We start from the raw sequence: 17,818 nt of genomic DNA, 5'->3' as shown, positions 1-17,818 counted from the left end.
TTTTTCCACCCGGGCGCCGCTACTTCGCCCCCCCCACCCCCCCGGTTGCGGGGGGGGGGGGCCGGTATCCCCCGGCCGGCCCCCCCCACGCCTGTCCCACCCTTGGGGGTGTGCGGGGCGGATCGGGGCCGGGCCCGGGCCGCCCGGCACCGCGCCCTGCCGCGCTGCCGTCGGTCGCCGACGCACCGCGTCGCCTCCTTTCGCGCCTCGCAATCCACGGCACCAGACGACCCGGACTGGTCCGGCCCCCTGATCCGCCGCACATCCCCTTAAGTACGGGAGCCACCCGATGTACCGACGCTCCGCAGCGGCCGCTGTCCTGCTGACCGCCGCCCTGACGCTGACCGCCTGCAGTTCGGGCGGGGACAAGGCCGACTCCGGCGCGAAGGCGAAGCCCCCGGCGTCGTCGCCGGTCCCCGACCCCGCGGACACCCCGCCCACGTCGGAGCCCGCCGCCGACGCGAAGCCGACCGGTCCGGTCCTGCCCGACGCGAAGCTCACCCCGAAGACGGGCAGCTTCACGGCGCAGGAGAAGAAGTACCTGAGCGGGCGGGTCCCCGAGAAGATGGATCCGGCGGCCGTCCTGCAGACCGGCCAGGACGCCTGCCAGCGGGTGGAGCGCACCGCGAAGCGCGACAAGGACGCGGCGACGGGCGCCGTCATCACCGGCGAGATCGCGGGCGCCAAGGATGCGATCACGCACCTGTGCCCGGAGCAGAAGCCGATCCTCGCGGCGGCGGAGAAGGGCTTCGCCGAGGGCAGCCGGAAGGCGCCCGCGGCCGGCAGCTACCGGGCGCTGACCCAGGCGCTGAACTGCACCTGGGAGGCCAAGGGCAAGGACGGCTCGATCCTCGCCTCGGGCCCCGAGACCCCGCCCAAGGCCGGCGACAAGATCACGGCGACGATCCCGGCGGGCACGACGGAGTTCAACTCGTCGGGCTGCTACGCCTGGATCCCCGCATAGCACTGCCATAGCGGCGCAAAACGCCCTCGAGGGCCGGACTCCCGGCCCCCGGGGGCGTTTTCGTGCTCCGGACCCGGGTACCCGCGGGTTCACAGCCACGACAGCGGAAGGCGGACTCATGGGCATCGGCGGATGCATCGTCCTGATCGTGGTGGGCGCCGTCCTCACCTTCGCCAGCGACTGGGAGATGGAGAGCGTCAACCTCGATCTCGTCGGTCTGATCATGATGGCGGTGGGAGCGGTCGGCCTCGCCGTCTACACCAGCATCCTCAAGCGGCGCCGGACCACGGGCGCCATACCGGTGGTGGAGGAACACCGCCGGGACGTCATCTGACGCCGGGCCATGCCGGACCACGCCGCATGACGCCGGACGGGCCCCGGACGGCCCCGGACAGCGCCGCATGACGCTCATGTGCCGCCCGGTCCGGCCTCAGCCGCGCAGCGCGCCCTCGTACACCGGGAGCAGGGCGTCCAGGACCGCGTCCATCGAGAAGGCGTCCGCGGCCAGTTCGCGGGCCGACAGCGAGGCCTGGTGGTTGGCCGCGGGGTCCAGCAGGTCCAGCACCGCCGCCGCGACGCCCGCAGGGCCGGGGTCCACCACGCGGCCCGCTCCGGTCCTCGCGATGTCGCGGGCCAGGCCGTTGGAATGGGTCACCACCGACGGGACGCCCACCGAGAGCGCCTCCAGCACGGACATCGGGAACGGCTCGTCCACGGACGGCAGGACGTAGACGTGGGCCCGGCGCAGCTCCGCCAGCACCTCCGCGCTGGACAGCGCCCCCGGGACCGTGAACCGGTCCGTGAGGCCCAGGGCCCCGATGCGGGCGCGTACGGCCCCCAGCTCGCCCTCGTCCGGACCCGCGACCACGAAGTGCGCCTCCGGGTGCCGCGCCAGGACCGCCGGGGCCGCGTCCACGAAGTCCACCGGGCGCTTACGGGCCTGCAGGCGCGCCGAGTACAGGATCCGCGGCGGGCCGCCGGGCTGGGGCCGCTCCTCCTGCGCCGGGGTCCCGTTGACCAGGCGGACCGCATGCGCCAATGGCGCGCCGACCACCGCGTCCAGGCCCTCCCGCTCGTGCGGGGTCAGGTACAGCACCGCGTCCGCGCCGCGCAGCAGCCGGCGTACCGCCACCGCGTCCAGCACCTTGGCCAGCAGCTTCTCGCTCGGGTCCACCATCCCGTGGGTCTGCAGCACCAGAGGCCTGCCCGCCCGCAGCGCCGCCAGGGCCACCGGCAGGGTCACCAGGTCGCGCGCCAGGTGGACGTGCACGACGTCGGCGTCCCGCACCAGACGGCCGGCCGAGGCGAGCAGCGCCGGCGAGGTCATCCCGCTGAAGCCGAGGGGGAGCAGGCGGCGGGCCGGGAACAGCTTCGCCGGTACGCCCTCCACGGAGGCGGGCCACACGTCGAAGCCCTCGCCGAGCGCGAGCAGCCGCGCCTCGTGGCCCCGGGCCCGCAGCCCCTTGGCCAGGTTCAGCGCGACCCGGACCGGCCCGCCGAACGCGTGCGAGGGGGAGTGCAGGGTGACGGCGTGCAGGACTCTCACTTGGGCTCCTCCACCGGGCGACGGCGCCCGTCCTGGGTCTGCAGGGTCAGCTCCGGCAAGTCCTTGTGCACGACCGAGCCCGCACCGGCCACCGCGCAACGGCCCACCGTGACCCCGGCCAGCACGGTCGCCCGCACGGCCACCCACGCACCGTCCTCGACGGTGATCGGGGCGTTGCGGTAGCGGAAGTCGGCGGCCCGGTGGTCGTGCGAGCCGGTGCACAGGAGGGCCTCCTGCGAGAGGCACACGTGCGAACCGATCGTGACCGGCTCCAGGTTCAGCACCCAGGCGCCCTCACCGATCCAGGCGTGGTCCCCGACCGTGAGCTTCCACGGCCACAGCACTCGCACCCGGTGCCGTATCAGAACGCCCTCGCCGATCTTCGCCCCGAAGGCGCGCAGCAGCACCACCCGCAGCCGCGCCGGACAGAACCAGCTCATGAACAGCGTGTTCATCACGGCGAACCAGAGCGCCTGCGTCAGCAGTCCGCGCCCCTTGTCGTATCCGGACAGCGTGAAGGCAGGAAGGTCCCGCAACAGAAAACCCCGATCATCCACCCCCAGACTCCGTCTGGGGGGACCCCCTTCGAACGCGCCTCCCCGGGCGCCGCCCGCTCAGACTAGACTGCGCGCGAATCAGGCACATCGGGTGGGGGCGCGGCAGTGGCAACGGACATACGCAAGCCCTCCGTCGTACCCTCGCGGCCCCCCGTCGAGGACGAGAACCAGTGGGGCCGGGTCACCACCCCGCGCACCCTGCTCTCCCGGGCCCTGTCCGTCCCGCTCGCCCTCGGATTCACCGTCTTCCTGCCGCTCTTCGTCGCCGTCCAGTCCGGCGCCGGCCAGCGCGACGCGGCCTTCTGGCTCCAGCTCCTGCTCGCCATGTACGCGGGCGCCCGGCTCTCCGCGATGGTGCTCACCAGCCGGCGCAAGCTGCTCCAGGGCTCCTTCTGGCTCTTCGTCTACATGGCCATGGGCGTGGCCCCGCTCGCGCAGGCCGTCCTCGGCCAGGTGCCGACCCCCGTCGTCGGCCCCCGCTCCGACCTGACCGCCGCCATCGGACTGGTACTGCTCGGCTGCACCGTCTACGACGTCGGCGTGCTGCTCGCCCGCCACCGGCCGACCGGCCGCGCGGGCGGCTCCCAGAAGGAGCCGCGCCCGATCATGGCCCACCGGCGGCGCCTGCAGCTGCTCACGGTCCTGTCCTTCGGGTGCAGCGCGGTCTTCATCATGAAACTCGGCGGCCCGGCGGTCTTCTTCTCCAGCCGTCAGGAGATCATCGCGGGCATCCAGGAGGCGGGCGTCTCCAACGGGGACGGCCAGGCGGGTCAGGCCCTGCTGCGCGGCTTCGGCACCGTACCGGCCCTGCTCGCACTGCTCCTCTACACCCGCTGGCTGATCACCTCGAAGTTCGCCCGGCGCAAAGTCTCGATCATCGTCACCTGGGGAGCGCTCGCCGCCCTGAACCTGGTGGTCAACAACCCGATCTCGAATCCGCGCTACTGGTTCCTGACCGTCATGTTCGCCATGCTGTTCACCGTCTTCCCGGTGAGCGCGGCCATGTACCGGGTGGCCCTGTCGATGGCCGTGGTCATCGCACTGCTCGTCTTCCCGTTCGCGGACCGCTTCCGCTACGACGAGAAGAACTACCGGCCGGTCGAGACCACGTCCTTCCTGGAGCCGATGGCCCTCAAGGACTACGACCAGATCGGCATGTTCGCGAACACCATCACCTACTCGGAGTCCGGCCCCGGCCACTTCTACGGCCGCCAGCTCGCCGGATCCGTGTTCTTCGCGGTGCCCCGCTCGATGTGGCCCGGCAAGCCGCGGGACACGGGCGTGATGGTCGGCCAGTGGATGGGCACGGTCAACACCAACCTCTCCTCCCCGATCTGGGCGGAGCTGTGGCTCGACTTCGGGCCGCTGGGGATGGGCGCCGGGCTGCTGGGCATGGGGTACGCCTCGGCGCGCGTGGACCGGCGCTATGCGAAGCGGGCCACCCGCCGCTCGCCACCGGGCAGCCTGATCTCGGTGGTCGTCCCGCTGGTCGCGGGCTACTCCTTCATCCTGCTGCGCGGACCGTTGCTGCAGGCGTCGGGGCGCGTCGCGATCGCGGCCCTCTGCCTGGCGCTGGTCGCGACGTACCGCACGGACAAGTCCACCACCCTGCGCTGACGCGCCGCCGGCGGGGCCGGACTCGGCCGGCCCCGGCCTGCAAGCAGGGCGCGGTGGCGTGGGACTTCCAGCCCCGCCGGCGTGTATGACGCGGGTCCGGGCAGAGCCCGGGAAACGGAGAAAGGGCGGGGCGGGGAGGGGCTCCGCGCAGCGGGTCAGCCCGCGGCGGGGGCGGTGGCCCGCCGAGGCTCGTCACCCTGCGGAACCGGCGTCTTCAGCCGGGCCACCCGGAGCCAGGCGGCCAGTGCCTTGAGCGCCGAGCCGGCCGCCAGGCCCCACGCGGCGCCCGCCACACCCGCCACCGCGTACCCGCCCAGCAGCAGTCCCACGGACAGCAGCGAGAACACCACCTGCAGGGACAGCGTGGCCTTCGGGGCGAGCACCCGCAGGGTCAGCAGGGCGCAGGTGCCCAGCCCCATCACGGCGTACTGCGCACCCGTGGCCGGCAGCAGCGCGGACGCCGTCGCCCAGGTGTCGCCGAGGAGTTCCCGGCCCAGCCGGTCCGGCAGCAGGTACAGGGCCGTCGCCCAGCCCGCACCGACCGCGGCCAGCACCAGGCCCAGCGCCGCGGTCGCCCGGACCGTGGCCCGCTTGCCGCCGAGCCGCCCCAGTACCGGCGGGCCGAAGGCGTTCGCAGAGTTGAACAGCACGTTCAGCGGCCCGAAGAGGGTGGTCGCACCCCGCAGCGCGCCGACGGCGAGCGGCGTCGCGAAGACGCCGAGGCCGATCACCGCGAGCTGACTGGAGCCGTTGCCCACCGCGAACTCGACGACGAACCGCCGTCCCAGGTGGCCGCGCCGCAGGTACGGCCGCAGATCGGCGCTTGAGCCGCGTACGTACGGCCGCAGCAGCCACAGCCCCGCCGCCAGCGCGGGCAGCGCGGACAGGCCCCACACCAGCACCAGCCGCCCCGCCGAGGCCCCTTCGGGCTGTATGGCCAGCGCCGCGACCACGCACACCAGCCGCAGCGCGTCGGCGGCCAGCGCCCGCTCGGGGGTGCGCAGCGCGGAGAAGCAGTAGCGCAGCCCGTCCTGGAGGAGCACCAGCGGCAGGACGAGGCCGAGCGCGAGGAAGGCCCGCCCGGTGGCCCCGGGGAGCGCGAGGCCCACCAGCGCGAGCAGTGCGCCCACGGTGGCCGACGCGGCCCCGGTGAAGCCGACGGCCGAGCGGCATGACGCACCGAGCCTGCCCCGGACTTCGTCCGGAGAGGCGCCTTGGCCCTTCTCCAGGACGAGGCTCTGGCCGACGTAGGCCATGTTCAGCCCGAGGAGCACGCTGAACGTCACGTACACCATCGAGAATGCGGCGAACCCGGACGCCGAGGACAGCCGGGCGGCGAGCACCAGCACCAGGATGTTCGTGGCGCTGGACGCCGCCTGGTCCAGGACCGACGCGACGGCGGCGAGGCCGCGTCGGCTCATCTGCGTCCCATGCGGACGGTGCGCAGCGCGACGGTGTCGGTGCCGTCACCGGGGATGTGCTGCTCGGGCTCGGCCACTTCGTACGCGATCGGCTGGGGCTGCGGCGTGGACGTGCCGGGCTTCCCCGGGGTGTCGGAGCCCGCGGCCGGGCCGCCGGCGGTGTCCGCGGCGTCCTTGCCCTTGCCGCGGCCGCGCTTCTCGCCGGGCAGCGGTGCGTGCAGCACCGCGCCGAGCACCGTGCCGCCGGCGCCGCTGATGAGCTCGCGGATCCGGGTCAGGTCGGTGCGGTGGATGGCGCGCGGGTCGCAGACGACCAGGACGCCGTCGACGCGGTCGACGAGGGCCAGGGCGTCGGCGTACGAGAGGACGGGCGGAGCGAGCACGACGACGGTGGAGTTGGGGGCGTCGGCCTCCGAGATCAGCCGGGTGGCGCGGGGGGAGGTCAGCGCGCGCGGCACGTTGCGGGCCCGTTCGCCCGGGATCAGGTCGAAGGAGCCGGACTCCCCGGCGTCCACGACGAGCTGGCGTCCGTCGGGCCACTCGGAGTCGGCGTGACGCCCGGCGGGAGCCGGGCTGCCCGGGGTCTGGCTCCAGCGGGGCCGGCCCCCGGCGTCCGTCGGCAGCTGGCTGGCCAGGACCGGGGTGCGCAGGTCGGCTTCGATGAGCAGTACGTCCTTGCCGGTCTCCGCGAAGGAGGCGGCGAGGTTCACGGCGACCGCGGCGGCGGTCTCGCTGCTGCCGCGCGGGGCGACGACGAGCAGACGGCGCCGGTCGGCGAAGCGGGAGTCGTAGGCAAGCCGGAAGGCCACCGAGCGGTACGCCTCGGCGAGCCGGGGATCGGCCTCGCCGGCGGCGAGCAGCGGCCCGCCACCCGTCCGGTCCCGGGGCAGATAGCCGAGGACGGGCGCGCGCAGCGCCCGGGCCACGTCGCCCTCGGAGCGGGGCGCGGGGTCGAAGACGAGCCGGACCCAGGCGGCCAGCAGGCCGAGCGCGAGGCCCACCGCGGCGCCGAGCGCGAGCGACATCACGATGCCGGGGCCGTCGGCTCCGGGGGGCGCGGTCGCGGCGCTGGTGACCCGGCCCGGAGTCATGTCCAGGGCCTCGAGCTTGGTGATCTTGGTGTTGTAGCCGCCGACCTCGCTCTGCAGATCGGTCTTGGAGGAGGTGGCCGCGTCGCGTCCGGCGCCGGCCGGCATCCGGGCGATCTCCTTCGACAGCTCGTCGAGCTGCTTGGCGATCGGATCGCGCTGCTCCTTGTACCCCTTGACCATCTTGTCGCGGGTGGCGTCGAGGGACTCCTGCCGCTTGAGCAGGTACGCCTCGGTCATCGCGTTGGCGCGCTTGGCGGCCTCCTTGGGGGAGGATGCCGTGTAGGTGAAGCGCAGCACCATGGTCTGCGGCGGGTTGGTCACCTGCAGGCCGCTGCGCAGGGACGCGAAGCCGGAGGCGGTCACGCCGAGCTTCTTCGCCGCCTCGTTGGCTATGGAGGAGCTGAGCGCGACCTGGCGCTCCGAGCCGATGTTGATCGCCTTGTCCGGGGCGAGGCTCGGGTTGAACGGGTCGTCGGTGGGCGCGCGCAGCACGACGTCGGCGGTCGCGACGTAGGTGTCGGCGGTGGAGACGCCGAGGTAGACGCCGCCCAGCAGACCGATCCCGATGCCCGCCCCGATGAGCCTGCGGTAGCGCAGGAGCTGGCGGAACTGGTCCCTGAGGAGATCGGGTTCGTCGTCGGCCGGTGCCGCTGCCGGGCGGTTCGTCTCGATCACGGCCGGGGTCCCCCAAGTGCTTCGTCGATCAGTGCGTCGATGCGGGCCAGGCCCGCTTCGCGGCTCAGATGGGCCGCCACGTGGCGGGGTCCGGCCGCTCCCAGTGCGTCCGCGCGGTCAGGGTCCTCCGCCAGGGCCCGTACGGCCTTCAGCAGGGCCTCGGGGTCCTCCGGCGGTACAAGCACCCCTGCGCCCGAGCGTTCCACCTCCTGGGCGGTTCCGCCCTGCGCCGCCACGGAGGCGACGACGGGCCGGCCGGTCTGGAAGTAGGAGGTGAGCTTCGACGGGACGCTCATGTCCAGCACGGCAGCGTGCTGCGTGACCGCGAGCACGTCCGCCGCGGCGAGGATATCCGGGAACTCGCCGTCAGCGGCAGGGGGGATGATGTCCAGATTCGGCACATCGGCCGAAAGGTCCGCGAGCGCGGCGCGCTGACTGCCGTCGCCCATCAGGACGAAGCGGACGTTCGGATCCAGCCGGGCCGCGCCCACGAGGACTTCGAGCCCCTGCTTGAGGCCCATGTTCCCCGAGTGCAGGACGACGGTCTCGCCGGGGCCCCAGCCGAGGTGCCGGCGGGTCTCGCCGCGCGGCTTGGTGGGCACCGCCACGTGGGACCAGTTGGGCACGAGGCGGATCCTGTCCGGATCCACGCCCATGCCGACGACCCGGTCCACGAACGTCTCGTGGATGACGCCCACGAGGGTGGCCCGCTTGAGGGCGTACGCCTCGGCGCGTCCCGCGATCGCGGCGGCCTTGTCGCCGCCGCTGATCCCGCTCTGCGCGGCGGCGGCGCCCATCAGGTCCTGGACGACCGGGACGTACGGGACCTTCCACCGCGCCGCGAGCCGGGCGGCGAGCACTCCGCCGGCCAGGCTGGGCATCTGGGCGAGCACCGCATCCGGTTTGGGCATCCGGGGCGGGGCCACGGCGCCGTGCAACAGAATCGATCCTTCAAAAAGGGCCCGTTTCACGGCGGTCTGGCGCGGCGGCACGGTGTGCGCACGCCGGTGCACGGTGACCCCCGCGCGCTGTTCCGTGCGCTGGAGCGCCCCCTTGTACTCCGGCTCGAGCGACCACGCCGGGTAGTGCGGCATGCCGGCGAGCACGTGGGTCTCGTGGCCGAGATCCGCCCAGTGCTCCGCAATCTGGGTGGCGTAGGGGCCGATCCCCGCGTGCTCCGGAGCGTAATTGGTGGAAACCAGCAGCATGCGCCGGTGACCGGATCTGGACACTGAGCGTCCCCTTCTCCCCTGGATGATGCGCACGTCACCCTATTCGTTCACCCGTGTGGTGCGGAACGTGCACGCTATTGTCTGCTAATCCGCTACACCGGGGGGTGTGGCTGCTGGGGGTAGAAGATGACGGAGCATGAAATGTCCGAGTTTGGCGCGCCATCGCGTAGGCCGTATCGGGTCGGCTACGCGCCGGGCGCCTACGATCTGTTCCACATCGGACATCTCAACATCCTTCGGCACGCCCGGAGTCAGTGCGACTACCTGGTCGCCGGAGTGGTCTCCGACGAGATGGCCGAATTCGCCAAGGGACGCCGCCCGATGATCCCGCTCGTCGAGCGCCTGGAGATCGTCCGCAGCGTGAAGTACGTCGACGCCGCCTTCGTCGAGACGGTTCCGGACAAGGTGGAGACCTGGAAGCAGGTCCGCTTCGACGTCATCTTCAAGGGCGACGACTGGCGGGGCACACCCAAGGGCGACAAGCTGGAGAAGGACTTCGCCACTCACGGGGTCGACGTCGTCTACTTCCCTTACACCGTGCACACGTCCAGCACCCAGCTGCGCCGGGCACTGGACGCGCTCGCGGAACCCGCCGCGCTGCCGGGCCAGATCACCGGGGAACGGCGCTGAGCTCCCGGAACCACTTGGCGAGGAAGGCCAGCAGGAAGAGCCCGGCGACCACGCCCAGCCCCGCGTACGCGCAGGCGAACAGCTTTCCGCCGCCGAGCAGCAGGAACACCAGGCAGAACACCCCGTAGTCCACGGGCAGCAACGCCACCGCGCGCAGGGTCGACGGCGCGGCGGCGGGGCTTCCCGGGGCCGGCTTGGGCTTGAGCTTCTCGGTCAGCAACCCGCCGAAGAAGGTGACGACCGAGGCGAACTGGAAGCCCAGCGGCACCAGCAGCCAGCCGCTCCCGCCCTCCCCGATCCCGTACTCCGCGGGAAAGCGATAGAAGGCGATCAGCACACAGGTGTGCAGGGCGGTGAGCTTGGCGCAGTCCACGACGTGGTCGAGCCACTCGCCCGCGGCGCTGCCGCCCCCGCGCAGCCGGGCGAGCTGCCCGTCGGCGGAGTCGAAGGCGAACCCGACGGCGAGCGCGGCCCACACCGCCATCCCCAGCCCCCACGAGGGCGCGACCAGTGCGACCGCGGCCACGGCGGCGAAGCTGAAGAGGGCGCTGACCAGCGTCACCTGGTTCGGGGTGAGCCCGAGCGCGTACGAACCGGCCGCCAGATACCGCCCGGCGGGCCGGTTGACGAACCGCGAATACAGCGACACCCCCTTCGCCGATTTCTGCGCCCCGCGCAGTTCCTGCAGCGCGGTTTTGACTCTGCCCATGCAGGGACCCCCTCGATCACGATGTCGAACACATCATCGCAGGGCGAACGAGGGGGCCGGTTCGGTATCCGCGCCGGTCCGGCCCCCGCCGGCCGGCCCCCTCAGCCGGCCCCCTCAGCCGGCCACCCGGAGCAGGAGGACCGAGCGGGCCGGGACCGTCAGGGTCTCCCCGCCGCGGTGACGGGTGAGGGGAGCGGCGGACTGCGCCTCCAGGGTGGTGTCCAGGACGACCTCGTACACCTCGGCCCACGGCGCCCCCGGCAGGACCCACTCCACCGGCCGGTCCCCGGTGTGCAGCAGGGCGAGGAAGCTGTCGTCCGTCACCTGCCGGCCCCGCTCGTCACGGCCCGGGATGTCCCGCCCCGAGAGGTACATCCCCAGCGCGGCCGCCGGTGCGTACCAGTCCCGCTCCGTCATCTCCACGCCCGCCGGCGTGAACCAGGCCAGGTCCCGCAGCCCGTCCACGCCCTGCGGCCGCCCCGAGAAGAACGCCCGGCGGCGCAGCACGGGATGCGCGTGGCGCAGCGAGATCAGCCGGGAGGCCAGGGCGAACAGCGACTGCCAGGCCGGGTCCTCCAGCAGGGACCAGTCCACCCAACCCGTCTCGTTGTCCTGGCAGTACGCGTTGTTGTTGCCGCCCTGGGTGCGCCCGAACTCGTCGCCCGCCACCAGCATCGGCACCCCCGTCGACAGCAGCAGGGTGGTCAGGAGGTTGCGCAGCTGCCGGCGGCGCAGCACGCCGATCCCGGGATCGGCGCTCTCGCCCTCCGCCCCGCAGTTCCACGAGCGGTTGTCATTGGTCCCGTCCCGACCCTCCTCCCCGTTCGCCTCGTTGTGCTTGCGTTCGTAGGACACCAGGTCGCGCAGGGTGAAACCGTCGTGCGCGGTCACGAAGTTCACCGAGGCGTACGGGCGCCGCCCGCCCCACGCGTACAGGTCGCTCGATCCCGACAGCCGGTACCCGAGATCCCGTACGTCGGGCAGCGCACCCCGCCAGAAGTCCCGTACGGCATCCCGGTAGCGGTCGTTCCACTCCGTCCACAGGGGCGGGAACGCCCCCACCTGGTAGCCACCCGAGCCCACGTCCCACGGCTCGGCGATCAGCTTGACCCGCCGCAGCACCGGGTCCTGGGCGATCACCGCAAGGAACGGGGACAGCATGTCCACGTCGTGCATGGAGCGGGCCAGCGCGGCCGCCAGGTCGAAGCGGAAGCCGTCCACCCCCATCTCCGTGACCCAGTAGCGCAGCGAGTCCGTGATGAGGCGCAGGACGTGCGGACGCCCCGCGTGCAGGGTGTTCCCGCAGCCGGTGTAGTCGGCGTACCGGCGCTGGTCCGACTGGAGCCGGTAGTAGCCCCGGTTGTCGATCCCGCGCAGCGACAGCGTGGGACCCAGCTCGCCCGCCTCGGCCGTGTGGTTGTAGACCACGTCGAGGATGACCTCGATCCCGGCCGCGTGCAGCGCCCGGACCATCCGCTTGAACTCCCCGACCTGCTGTCCGGCCGTCCCGCTCGACGAGTACCCGGCGTGCGGGGCGAAGTAGCCGACCGAGTTGTAACCCCAGTAGTTGCGCAGCCCCCGGCGCAGCAGGTGGTCCTCGTGCGCGAACTGGTGCACCGGCAGCAGCTCGACCGCCGTCACGCCCAGCTTCGTCAGGTGCTCGACCGCCGCCGGATGGGCGAGGCCCGCGTAGGTGCCGCGCAGTTCCTCGGGAATACCCGGATGGCGCATCGTGAAGCCGCGCACGTGCAGCTCGTAGATGACCGAATCGGCCCACGGGGTCTTCGGCCGGACGTCGTCCGCCCAGTCGTCGTCATCGTGGACGACCACACCCTTCGGAACGAACGGCGCGGAGTCCCGGTCGTCGCGCACGGTGTCCGCGATGTACTGCTGCGGCCAGTCCCGGACGTGCCCGTACACCTCCGGCGGCAGGGTGAAGTCCCCGTCGACGGCCCGTGCGTACGGATCCAGCAGCAGCTTCGCCGGGTTGTGCCGCACGCCCGTCCAGGGATCCCAGCGGCCGTGCACCCGGAATCCGTACCGCTGCCCCGGGCGCACGCCCGGCACGAAGCCGTGCCAGATCTCGTGCGTGAGCTCCGTCAGGGAGCAGCGGGTCTCCGTGCTCTGGGAGCCGTCCCCGTCGAACAGGCACACCTCCACCGCCTCCGCGCCCTGCGCCCACAGGGCGAAATTGGTGCCCGCGGTCCCGTCCGGACCGTGATGGAACCGGGCCCCCAGCGGATGCGAGGACCCCGGCCACACCGCCGGGCCCGGGCGCGGCTGTACCCGTAACACCACGCCCTTGACCTGGCCGTTCGGCCGGCCGTTCTGATGGCCGTTCGATTGACCGTCGACCTGCGGTACGGGGGCGGCCTGGCCGCTCCGCACCTCTTCGACGGCATGGCTGACGGCTTCCACCGCCTCTTGCTCGGCTGCGCTCGACACTGCCCGCCTCCACGGCTCCTCGGTACCGGCGGGGGTAGGGGAGAGTGCGGCCCCGGCGTCCCGGCCTGGGCCCGCCCCCGTCTGGTCCTTCACACTGTTCTGCCCGGACTGTTCTGCCCGGAACGTGCCACGCCCTCACGTTTCCCCCGGAGGGGCCCGGTCGTTGGAGGGATCGTGACACTTCTGACGAGGCGGGCAGGGGCGGGCTTGGCCGCCGTGGCGGCATGGGCGGGCCTGCTGGGCGGCCTGGCCGGATGCACCAAGGACGGCAAGTCCCCGGTCGAGATCCAGCTGCCCGGCAAACCACGCTCGCCGGACGACGCCATCCGCATCACCCCCGACGACAACGCCAAGGGGGTCCCGGCGGACGGACGCCTGATGGTCACCGTGCCCGAGGGCCGGCTGGAGCGGGTCGTGGTCACCAAGGTGGAGGACGTCCAGCAGGAGCAGGTCCCCGGCGCCATCGCCGCCGACGGGCTCAGCTGGAGCCCCGACCCGGAGCACGGCCGGCTCGCCCTCGCGGCCAAGTACACCGTGGACGCCGTCGCCCTCGACGGGCACAACCGCCGCCAGGCCCGGCACACCACCTTCACCACCTACGTTCCCGAGGAGCGGTTCATCGGCTACTTCAAGCCCGAGAACCGCTCCACCGTCGGCACCGGCATGATCGTCTCCTTCAGGTTCAGCCGCGCCATCGAGCGCCGCGCGGAAGTCGAACGGGCCATCACCGTCACCGCCGAACCGGCCGTGCCGGTCGTCGGCCACTGGTTCGGCAAGGAGCGGCTCGACTTCCGCCCCAAGGAGTACTGGAAACCCGGCACCCGGGTCACCGTGAAGATGAACCTGCGCGACGTCGAGGGCGCGCCCGGCTCGTACGGCATCCAGGCCAAGAGCATCACCTTCACCGTCGGCCGCTCCCAGATCTCCAAGGTGGACGCGGCCGCGCACACCATGGAGGTGCGCCGGGACGGGGAACTGCTGTCGACCGTGCCGATCAGCGCCGGAGCGCCCAAGACCACCACGTACAACGGGAAGATGGTGGTGATGGAGCTCTTCGACGTCACCCGCATGAACGGCCAGACCGTCGGTTTCGGCGGCGAGTACGACATCCCCGACGTCCCGCACGCCATGCGGCTCACCTCCTCCGGGACCTTCCTGCACGGGAACTACTGGTCCAGTCCCGACACCTTCGGCACCACCAACCTGAGTCACGGCTGCGTGGGCCTGCGCGACGACAAGGGCGGCGGCTCGGACACCCCCGCCGGCTGGTTCTTCGACCGGACCCTGATCGGGGACGTGGTGGAGGTCGTGAACTCGCAGGACAAGACGGTCGCCCCCGACAACGGGCTGGGCGGCTGGAACATGTCCTGGGCGGACTGGGTCGCGGGCTCCGCCATCGCCTGAGTGCGCGTCCCCGCGGGCAGGGCGGGCGAGCAGAGGTCCGCCGGCAGCGGCCCGCGGGGTACGGAGCGCCGCACACGGACGGGTGATTCGTGTGACCGGAATGCCGTAGCGGCCGAGTGTCCTCCCGCACGGGCGTACGAGGCTCCCCGCACCCTGTCAGGGCAGCAGAGCAGCCCAGGCGACGGACGGAGCGGCATGGCAGCCAGGACAGCAAGGGTGTGGCCGATCGGCCTCGCCACCGCGGCGGTGCTCGCCGCGGCGGGGCCGGCCCACTCCGCCGGCACGGACGGACCCCCTCCGACGGCCCCGGTCGCCGTACGGCCCGCCGCCCCGGTCGCCGTACCGCCCGCCGCACCGCTGCCGGCTCCGGCCGGCGGCGCCACGGTGGTGCTGCGCACGACGGACCGGGACACCGGAGCGCCCCTGCCCGGGGCCCGCTTCGAGCTGTGGCGGGAGACCAACGACCGGGCCGGGCTCCAGACCAGCGGTCCGGGCGCCGACGAGAAGCACGACGGCGCCTGCGTGAGCGACGCCCGGGGCACCTGCACCGTGGAGCTGCCGGTCGGCGAGACGTACTACTGGCTGGAGGCCGTCGTCCCCGCCGGCTACGAGCGGCCGGACGAACCCGTCACCGCCTTCGACCTGGGCGCGGACGCCGCCGAAGAGGAACTCGTCCTCGACGTCCCGAACCGCAGGCGGGGCGCGGACTACAGCGGCGAGGTACGGGTCCTGAAGAAGGACTGGAAGACCGAGAGGCCCTTGCACGGCGCGGTGTTCGAACTCTGGAGGGAGACCAACCGCACCGCCGGGCTCCAGACCCGTGGCATCAACGCCGACCACCGGGTCAGGCCCGGCTGCGCCACCGACGCCGACGGCGTCTGCGACTTCGACGGGCTCGCCGACGGCTGGTACTACCTCGTCGAGACGGACGTGCCCGAGGGCTACCTCCTGCCGACGGACCCGGTGACCGGCCCCCGGTGGCTGGACACCGAGACCCCGGACCAGCGGCTCGTGGTCACCCTCTACAACAAGCGCGACAACTACAGCGCCCCCCGCCAGGACGGCGCCAAGACCAAGGCCAAGTCCGGGGACCGCCGCCGGGGCTGAGCCGCGTCCGCGGTGCGCCGGGGGAGTGACCTCCTCACCCCGCCGGCGCATCCCCGCAGGCCGCACGCCGGACCCTCGGGTTGGCTGGGCCGTGACGGTCCGGCAGGCGGGCCTCGAGGAGGTCCGGATGGCCACACCGTGTGGAAGTGACGCCGTCCGCCCGGAGGGCGGCCCCGCCGCGTCGGGTGCGGCGCCCCGCAAGGCGGGCGCCCTGGCAGGGGCGGCCGTCCTCTGCGGCGCCCTGCTCGTACTGGCGGGTGCGAGCCCGTCCCCGGCGGCGGCCGCGGAACCGGAGAGCGCCTGCACGGCGGGCACCGGCCCCTACCAACGGGAACTGGAGTACCACCTGGACCGGACGGTCGACGGGGTGCAGTCCCCGGCGGACTGCCACGCGATCCGAGCCTTCCAGCGCAAGAACGGCCTCACTCCCGCGGACGGTTACCCGGGCGTCGCCACCTTCCGCACGATGCTCGTCGTGGCCGCCCGCCCGGACCCCAACGCAGACGGCGACTGCCCCGTCCGCTCGTACCGCGTGACCTGCGTGGACATGGACCGCCAGCTGCTCTGGGTCCAGCGCGACGGTGACGTCGTCTTCCCGCCCGTGCCGATCCGCACCGGCCGCGACACCCAGGAGACCCGGCGCGGCTGGCACGAGGTGTACTGGCGCAGCAAGAACCACACGTCCACGCTGTACGCCAACTCGCCGATGCCGTTCTCACAGTTCTTCGACGGGGGGCAGGCCATCCACGGCCGCCCCGGCTACCTCTACGCGCATGGGGGCTCCGGCGGCTGCGTCAACCTCACCGAACGGGACGCGGAACGCCTCTGGAACCTGCTGACCGAAGGCGACGCGGTCTACGTCTGGGGCACCAAACCCGGCACTGAGGACTGACCCGCCCGACCTGCGCCACCGTCCCCGGGACCTCTCCGGCAGTTGGGACGGAATGGTGACAAGACCGTGGCTCTTCGTAATCCTGCCGTGTGATTCCATGTCGACATGCGCGCGACTGTCCGCGCGCGGGGGACATGGGGAGAACACGAGTGAACCTGCAGCCGATACGCGGGCGCGCCCGCACCGGCCTGCCGGCCCTTCTGCTGGGGGCGGCCCTGCTGTTCACCACCGCCTGCAGCGGCGGTGGCGGCGCGAACGGCAGCGGCAGTGGCGGCGGCGACAACGGCGGGGGTGGCGGCAAGACCGGCACCGAGGCCTCGAAGGCCGTCGTCAGCGTCAAGCCCGACGACGGGGCCAAGGAGGTCGCCACCAGCGGCGTCCTGAAGATAACGAGCACCGGCGGCAAGCTCACCACGGTGACCGTCGCCGACACCAAGGGCAACGCCGTCGAGGGCAAGCTCGCCGATGACGGCGCGAGCTGGGAGCCGGCCCGCCACCTTGCCTCGGCCACCGAGTACAAGGTGCACGCGGTCGCCAAGGACGAAGCCGGCCGGGAGTCCGCCAAGGACACCAGCTTCACCACCCTGACCCCGACGAACACCTTCGTGGGCCACTACACGCCCGAGGACGGTTCGACGGTCGGCGTGGGCATGCCGGTCTCGATCAACTTCACCCGGGGGATCACCAACCCCGAGGCCGTCGAGAAGGCCATCACCGTGACGGCCGAGCCGGCCGTGCCGATCGAGGGTCACTGGTTCGGCAACGACCGTCTCGACTTCCGCCCCGAGAACTACTGGGCCGCGGGCACCAAGGTCACCGTGAAGCTCTCCCTCGACGGTGTCGAAGGCCGCCCGGGCGTCTACGGCAAGCAGACCCGTACGGTCACCTTCACCGTCGGCCGCTCGCAGGTCTCCACCGTCGACGCGAGCGAGAAGCAGATGCAGGTCGTCCGTGACGGCCAGGTGTTCAAGACCATCCCCATCACCGCGGGCGCCCCCTCGACCACCACGTACAACGGACAGATGGTCATCAGCGAGAAGTACAAGGTGACGCGCATGAACGGCGCGACCGTCGGCTTCGGCGGCGAGTACGACATCGCCGACGTCCCGCACGCCATGCGCCTGTCGCAGTCGGGCACCTTCGTCCACGGCAACTACTGGGCCTCCTCGGGCACCTTCGGCTCGGCGAACGTCAGCCACGGCTGCGTGGGCCTGCGCGACCAGCGCGGCGGCGGTGACCCCAACGCGCCGGCGGCCTGGTTCTTCAACGAGTCCCTGATCGGCGACGTGGTCATCGTGAAGAACTCGAAGGACAAGCAGATCGCCCCGGACAACGGCCTCAACGGCTGGAACATGCCGTGGGCGGAGTGGATCAAGTAGCCGCGTCCCGTACGCCCCCTTCGTGATCCGGTGGCCCGGTGCTGTGACCCACAGCACCCGGCCCCGTAACGGGCGGCGCCCCGTCTGGGCGGTCCCCCCGGCCCCCCCGCCCCGAACCGTCCCCCTAAGACCCGCGCTCACCAACTATC

The 17,818-nt window shown here is 72.5% G+C and carries 15 protein-coding genes; 8 read left to right on the top strand and 7 right to left on the bottom strand.

The window, feature by feature from the left end; genetic code table 11:
• Positions 1 to 289: 289 nt before the first annotated feature.
• Both ACWGIF_RS35075 and ACWGIF_RS35070 read left to right on the top strand, forming a co-directional pair.
• A complete protein-coding gene (locus ACWGIF_RS35075) occupies positions 290 to 964 on the top strand; it encodes a hypothetical protein (RefSeq protein WP_453503581.1) in 675 nt (224 codons plus the stop codon).
• 118 nt (positions 965 to 1,082) lie between these two features.
• Positions 1,083 to 1,298 (top strand): DUF6458 family protein, encoded by a 216-nt coding sequence (locus ACWGIF_RS35070; RefSeq protein WP_453503580.1) that lies wholly within the window; start codon positions 1,083 to 1,085, stop codon positions 1,296 to 1,298.
• A 96-nt stretch (positions 1,299 to 1,394) separates the two neighbouring features.
• On the opposite strand, the gene ACWGIF_RS35065 is transcribed toward ACWGIF_RS35070, so the two are convergent.
• Together ACWGIF_RS35065 and ACWGIF_RS35060 are read right to left on the bottom strand one after the other, a co-directional pair.
• The gene (locus ACWGIF_RS35065; RefSeq protein ID WP_453503578.1) at positions 1,395 to 2,510 is read right to left on the bottom strand and encodes a glycosyltransferase; all 1,116 of its coding nucleotides are present in this window, start codon (positions 2,508 to 2,510) and stop codon (positions 1,395 to 1,397) included.
• Complete coding sequence (locus ACWGIF_RS35060) at positions 2,507 to 3,046, bottom strand: WcaF family extracellular polysaccharide biosynthesis acetyltransferase (protein ID WP_453503576.1); 540 nt, start codon at positions 3,044 to 3,046, stop codon at positions 2,507 to 2,509. The genes ACWGIF_RS35065 and ACWGIF_RS35060 overlap by 4 nt, the downstream gene beginning before the upstream one ends.
• A 126-nt stretch (positions 3,047 to 3,172) precedes the next feature.
• Here ACWGIF_RS35060 and ACWGIF_RS35055 point away from each other — a divergent pair, with 126 nt between their 5' ends.
• The gene (locus ACWGIF_RS35055) at positions 3,173 to 4,684 is read left to right on the top strand and encodes a hypothetical protein (protein WP_453503574.1); all 1,512 of its coding nucleotides are present in this window, start codon (positions 3,173 to 3,175) and stop codon (positions 4,682 to 4,684) included.
• A gap of 155 nt (positions 4,685 to 4,839) precedes the next feature.
• Here the strand turns inward: ACWGIF_RS35055 and ACWGIF_RS35050 are convergent, their stop codons facing one another.
• Genes ACWGIF_RS35050 through ACWGIF_RS35040 form a run of 3 tightly spaced genes read right to left on the bottom strand, consistent with a single transcriptional unit; the run spans position 4,840 to position 9,079 of the window.
• A complete protein-coding gene (locus ACWGIF_RS35050; protein WP_453503572.1) occupies positions 4,840 to 6,105 on the bottom strand; it encodes a hypothetical protein in 1,266 nt (421 codons plus the stop codon).
• Entirely contained in the window at positions 6,102 to 7,871 is a 1,770-nt protein-coding gene (locus tag ACWGIF_RS35045) for a lipopolysaccharide biosynthesis protein (protein WP_453503570.1), read from the bottom strand. The genes ACWGIF_RS35050 and ACWGIF_RS35045 overlap by 4 nt, the downstream gene beginning before the upstream one ends.
• Positions 7,868 to 9,079, bottom strand: coding sequence for a glycosyltransferase (locus ACWGIF_RS35040; protein WP_453503585.1), 1,212 nt, complete (start codon positions 9,077 to 9,079; stop codon positions 7,868 to 7,870). The genes ACWGIF_RS35045 and ACWGIF_RS35040 overlap by 4 nt, the downstream gene beginning before the upstream one ends.
• A 150-nt stretch (positions 9,080 to 9,229) precedes the next feature.
• Here ACWGIF_RS35040 and ACWGIF_RS35035 point away from each other — a divergent pair, with 150 nt between their 5' ends.
• A complete protein-coding gene (locus ACWGIF_RS35035) occupies positions 9,230 to 9,733 on the top strand; it encodes an adenylyltransferase/cytidyltransferase family protein (RefSeq protein WP_453503569.1) in 504 nt (167 codons plus the stop codon).
• On the opposite strand, the gene ACWGIF_RS35030 is transcribed toward ACWGIF_RS35035, so the two are convergent.
• Both ACWGIF_RS35030 and glgX read right to left on the bottom strand, forming a co-directional pair.
• Positions 9,714 to 10,442, bottom strand: coding sequence for a CDP-alcohol phosphatidyltransferase family protein (locus ACWGIF_RS35030; RefSeq protein WP_453503568.1), 729 nt, complete (start codon positions 10,440 to 10,442; stop codon positions 9,714 to 9,716). The genes ACWGIF_RS35035 and ACWGIF_RS35030 overlap by 20 nt on opposite strands.
• Before the next feature lie 114 nt (positions 10,443 to 10,556).
• Positions 10,557 to 12,887: a glycogen debranching protein GlgX gene (gene glgX, locus ACWGIF_RS35025; RefSeq protein WP_453503567.1), complete on the bottom strand. Its 2,331-nt coding sequence runs from the start codon at positions 12,885 to 12,887 to the stop codon at positions 10,557 to 10,559.
• A 183-nt stretch (positions 12,888 to 13,070) separates the two neighbouring features.
• On the opposite strand from glgX, the gene ACWGIF_RS35020 reads away from it, so the two are divergent.
• The 4 genes from ACWGIF_RS35020 to ACWGIF_RS35005 all read left to right on the top strand — a co-directional run bounded on the left by ACWGIF_RS35020 (position 13,071) and on the right by ACWGIF_RS35005 (position 17,669).
• Entirely contained in the window at positions 13,071 to 14,291 is a 1,221-nt protein-coding gene (locus ACWGIF_RS35020; RefSeq protein WP_453503583.1) for an Ig-like domain-containing protein, read from the top strand.
• Positions 14,292 to 14,486: 195 nt separating this feature from the next.
• Positions 14,487 to 15,398, top strand: coding sequence for an MSCRAMM family protein (locus ACWGIF_RS35015; RefSeq protein ID WP_453503566.1), 912 nt, complete (start codon positions 14,487 to 14,489; stop codon positions 15,396 to 15,398).
• Positions 15,399 to 15,525: 127 nt separating this feature from the next.
• Positions 15,526 to 16,290, top strand: coding sequence for a L,D-transpeptidase family protein (locus ACWGIF_RS35010; RefSeq protein WP_453503564.1), 765 nt, complete (start codon positions 15,526 to 15,528; stop codon positions 16,288 to 16,290).
• A gap of 134 nt (positions 16,291 to 16,424) precedes the next feature.
• The gene (locus ACWGIF_RS35005; protein WP_453503562.1) at positions 16,425 to 17,669 is read left to right on the top strand and encodes a L,D-transpeptidase; all 1,245 of its coding nucleotides are present in this window, start codon (positions 16,425 to 16,427) and stop codon (positions 17,667 to 17,669) included.
• The last annotated feature ends 149 nt before the right edge of the window (positions 17,670 to 17,818 follow it).

This window comes from Streptomyces sp. NPDC054849, assembly GCF_053610945.1.
Note: the sequence above shows the minus strand (reverse complement) of the source record. Positions and strands in the feature narration are given on the sequence as shown.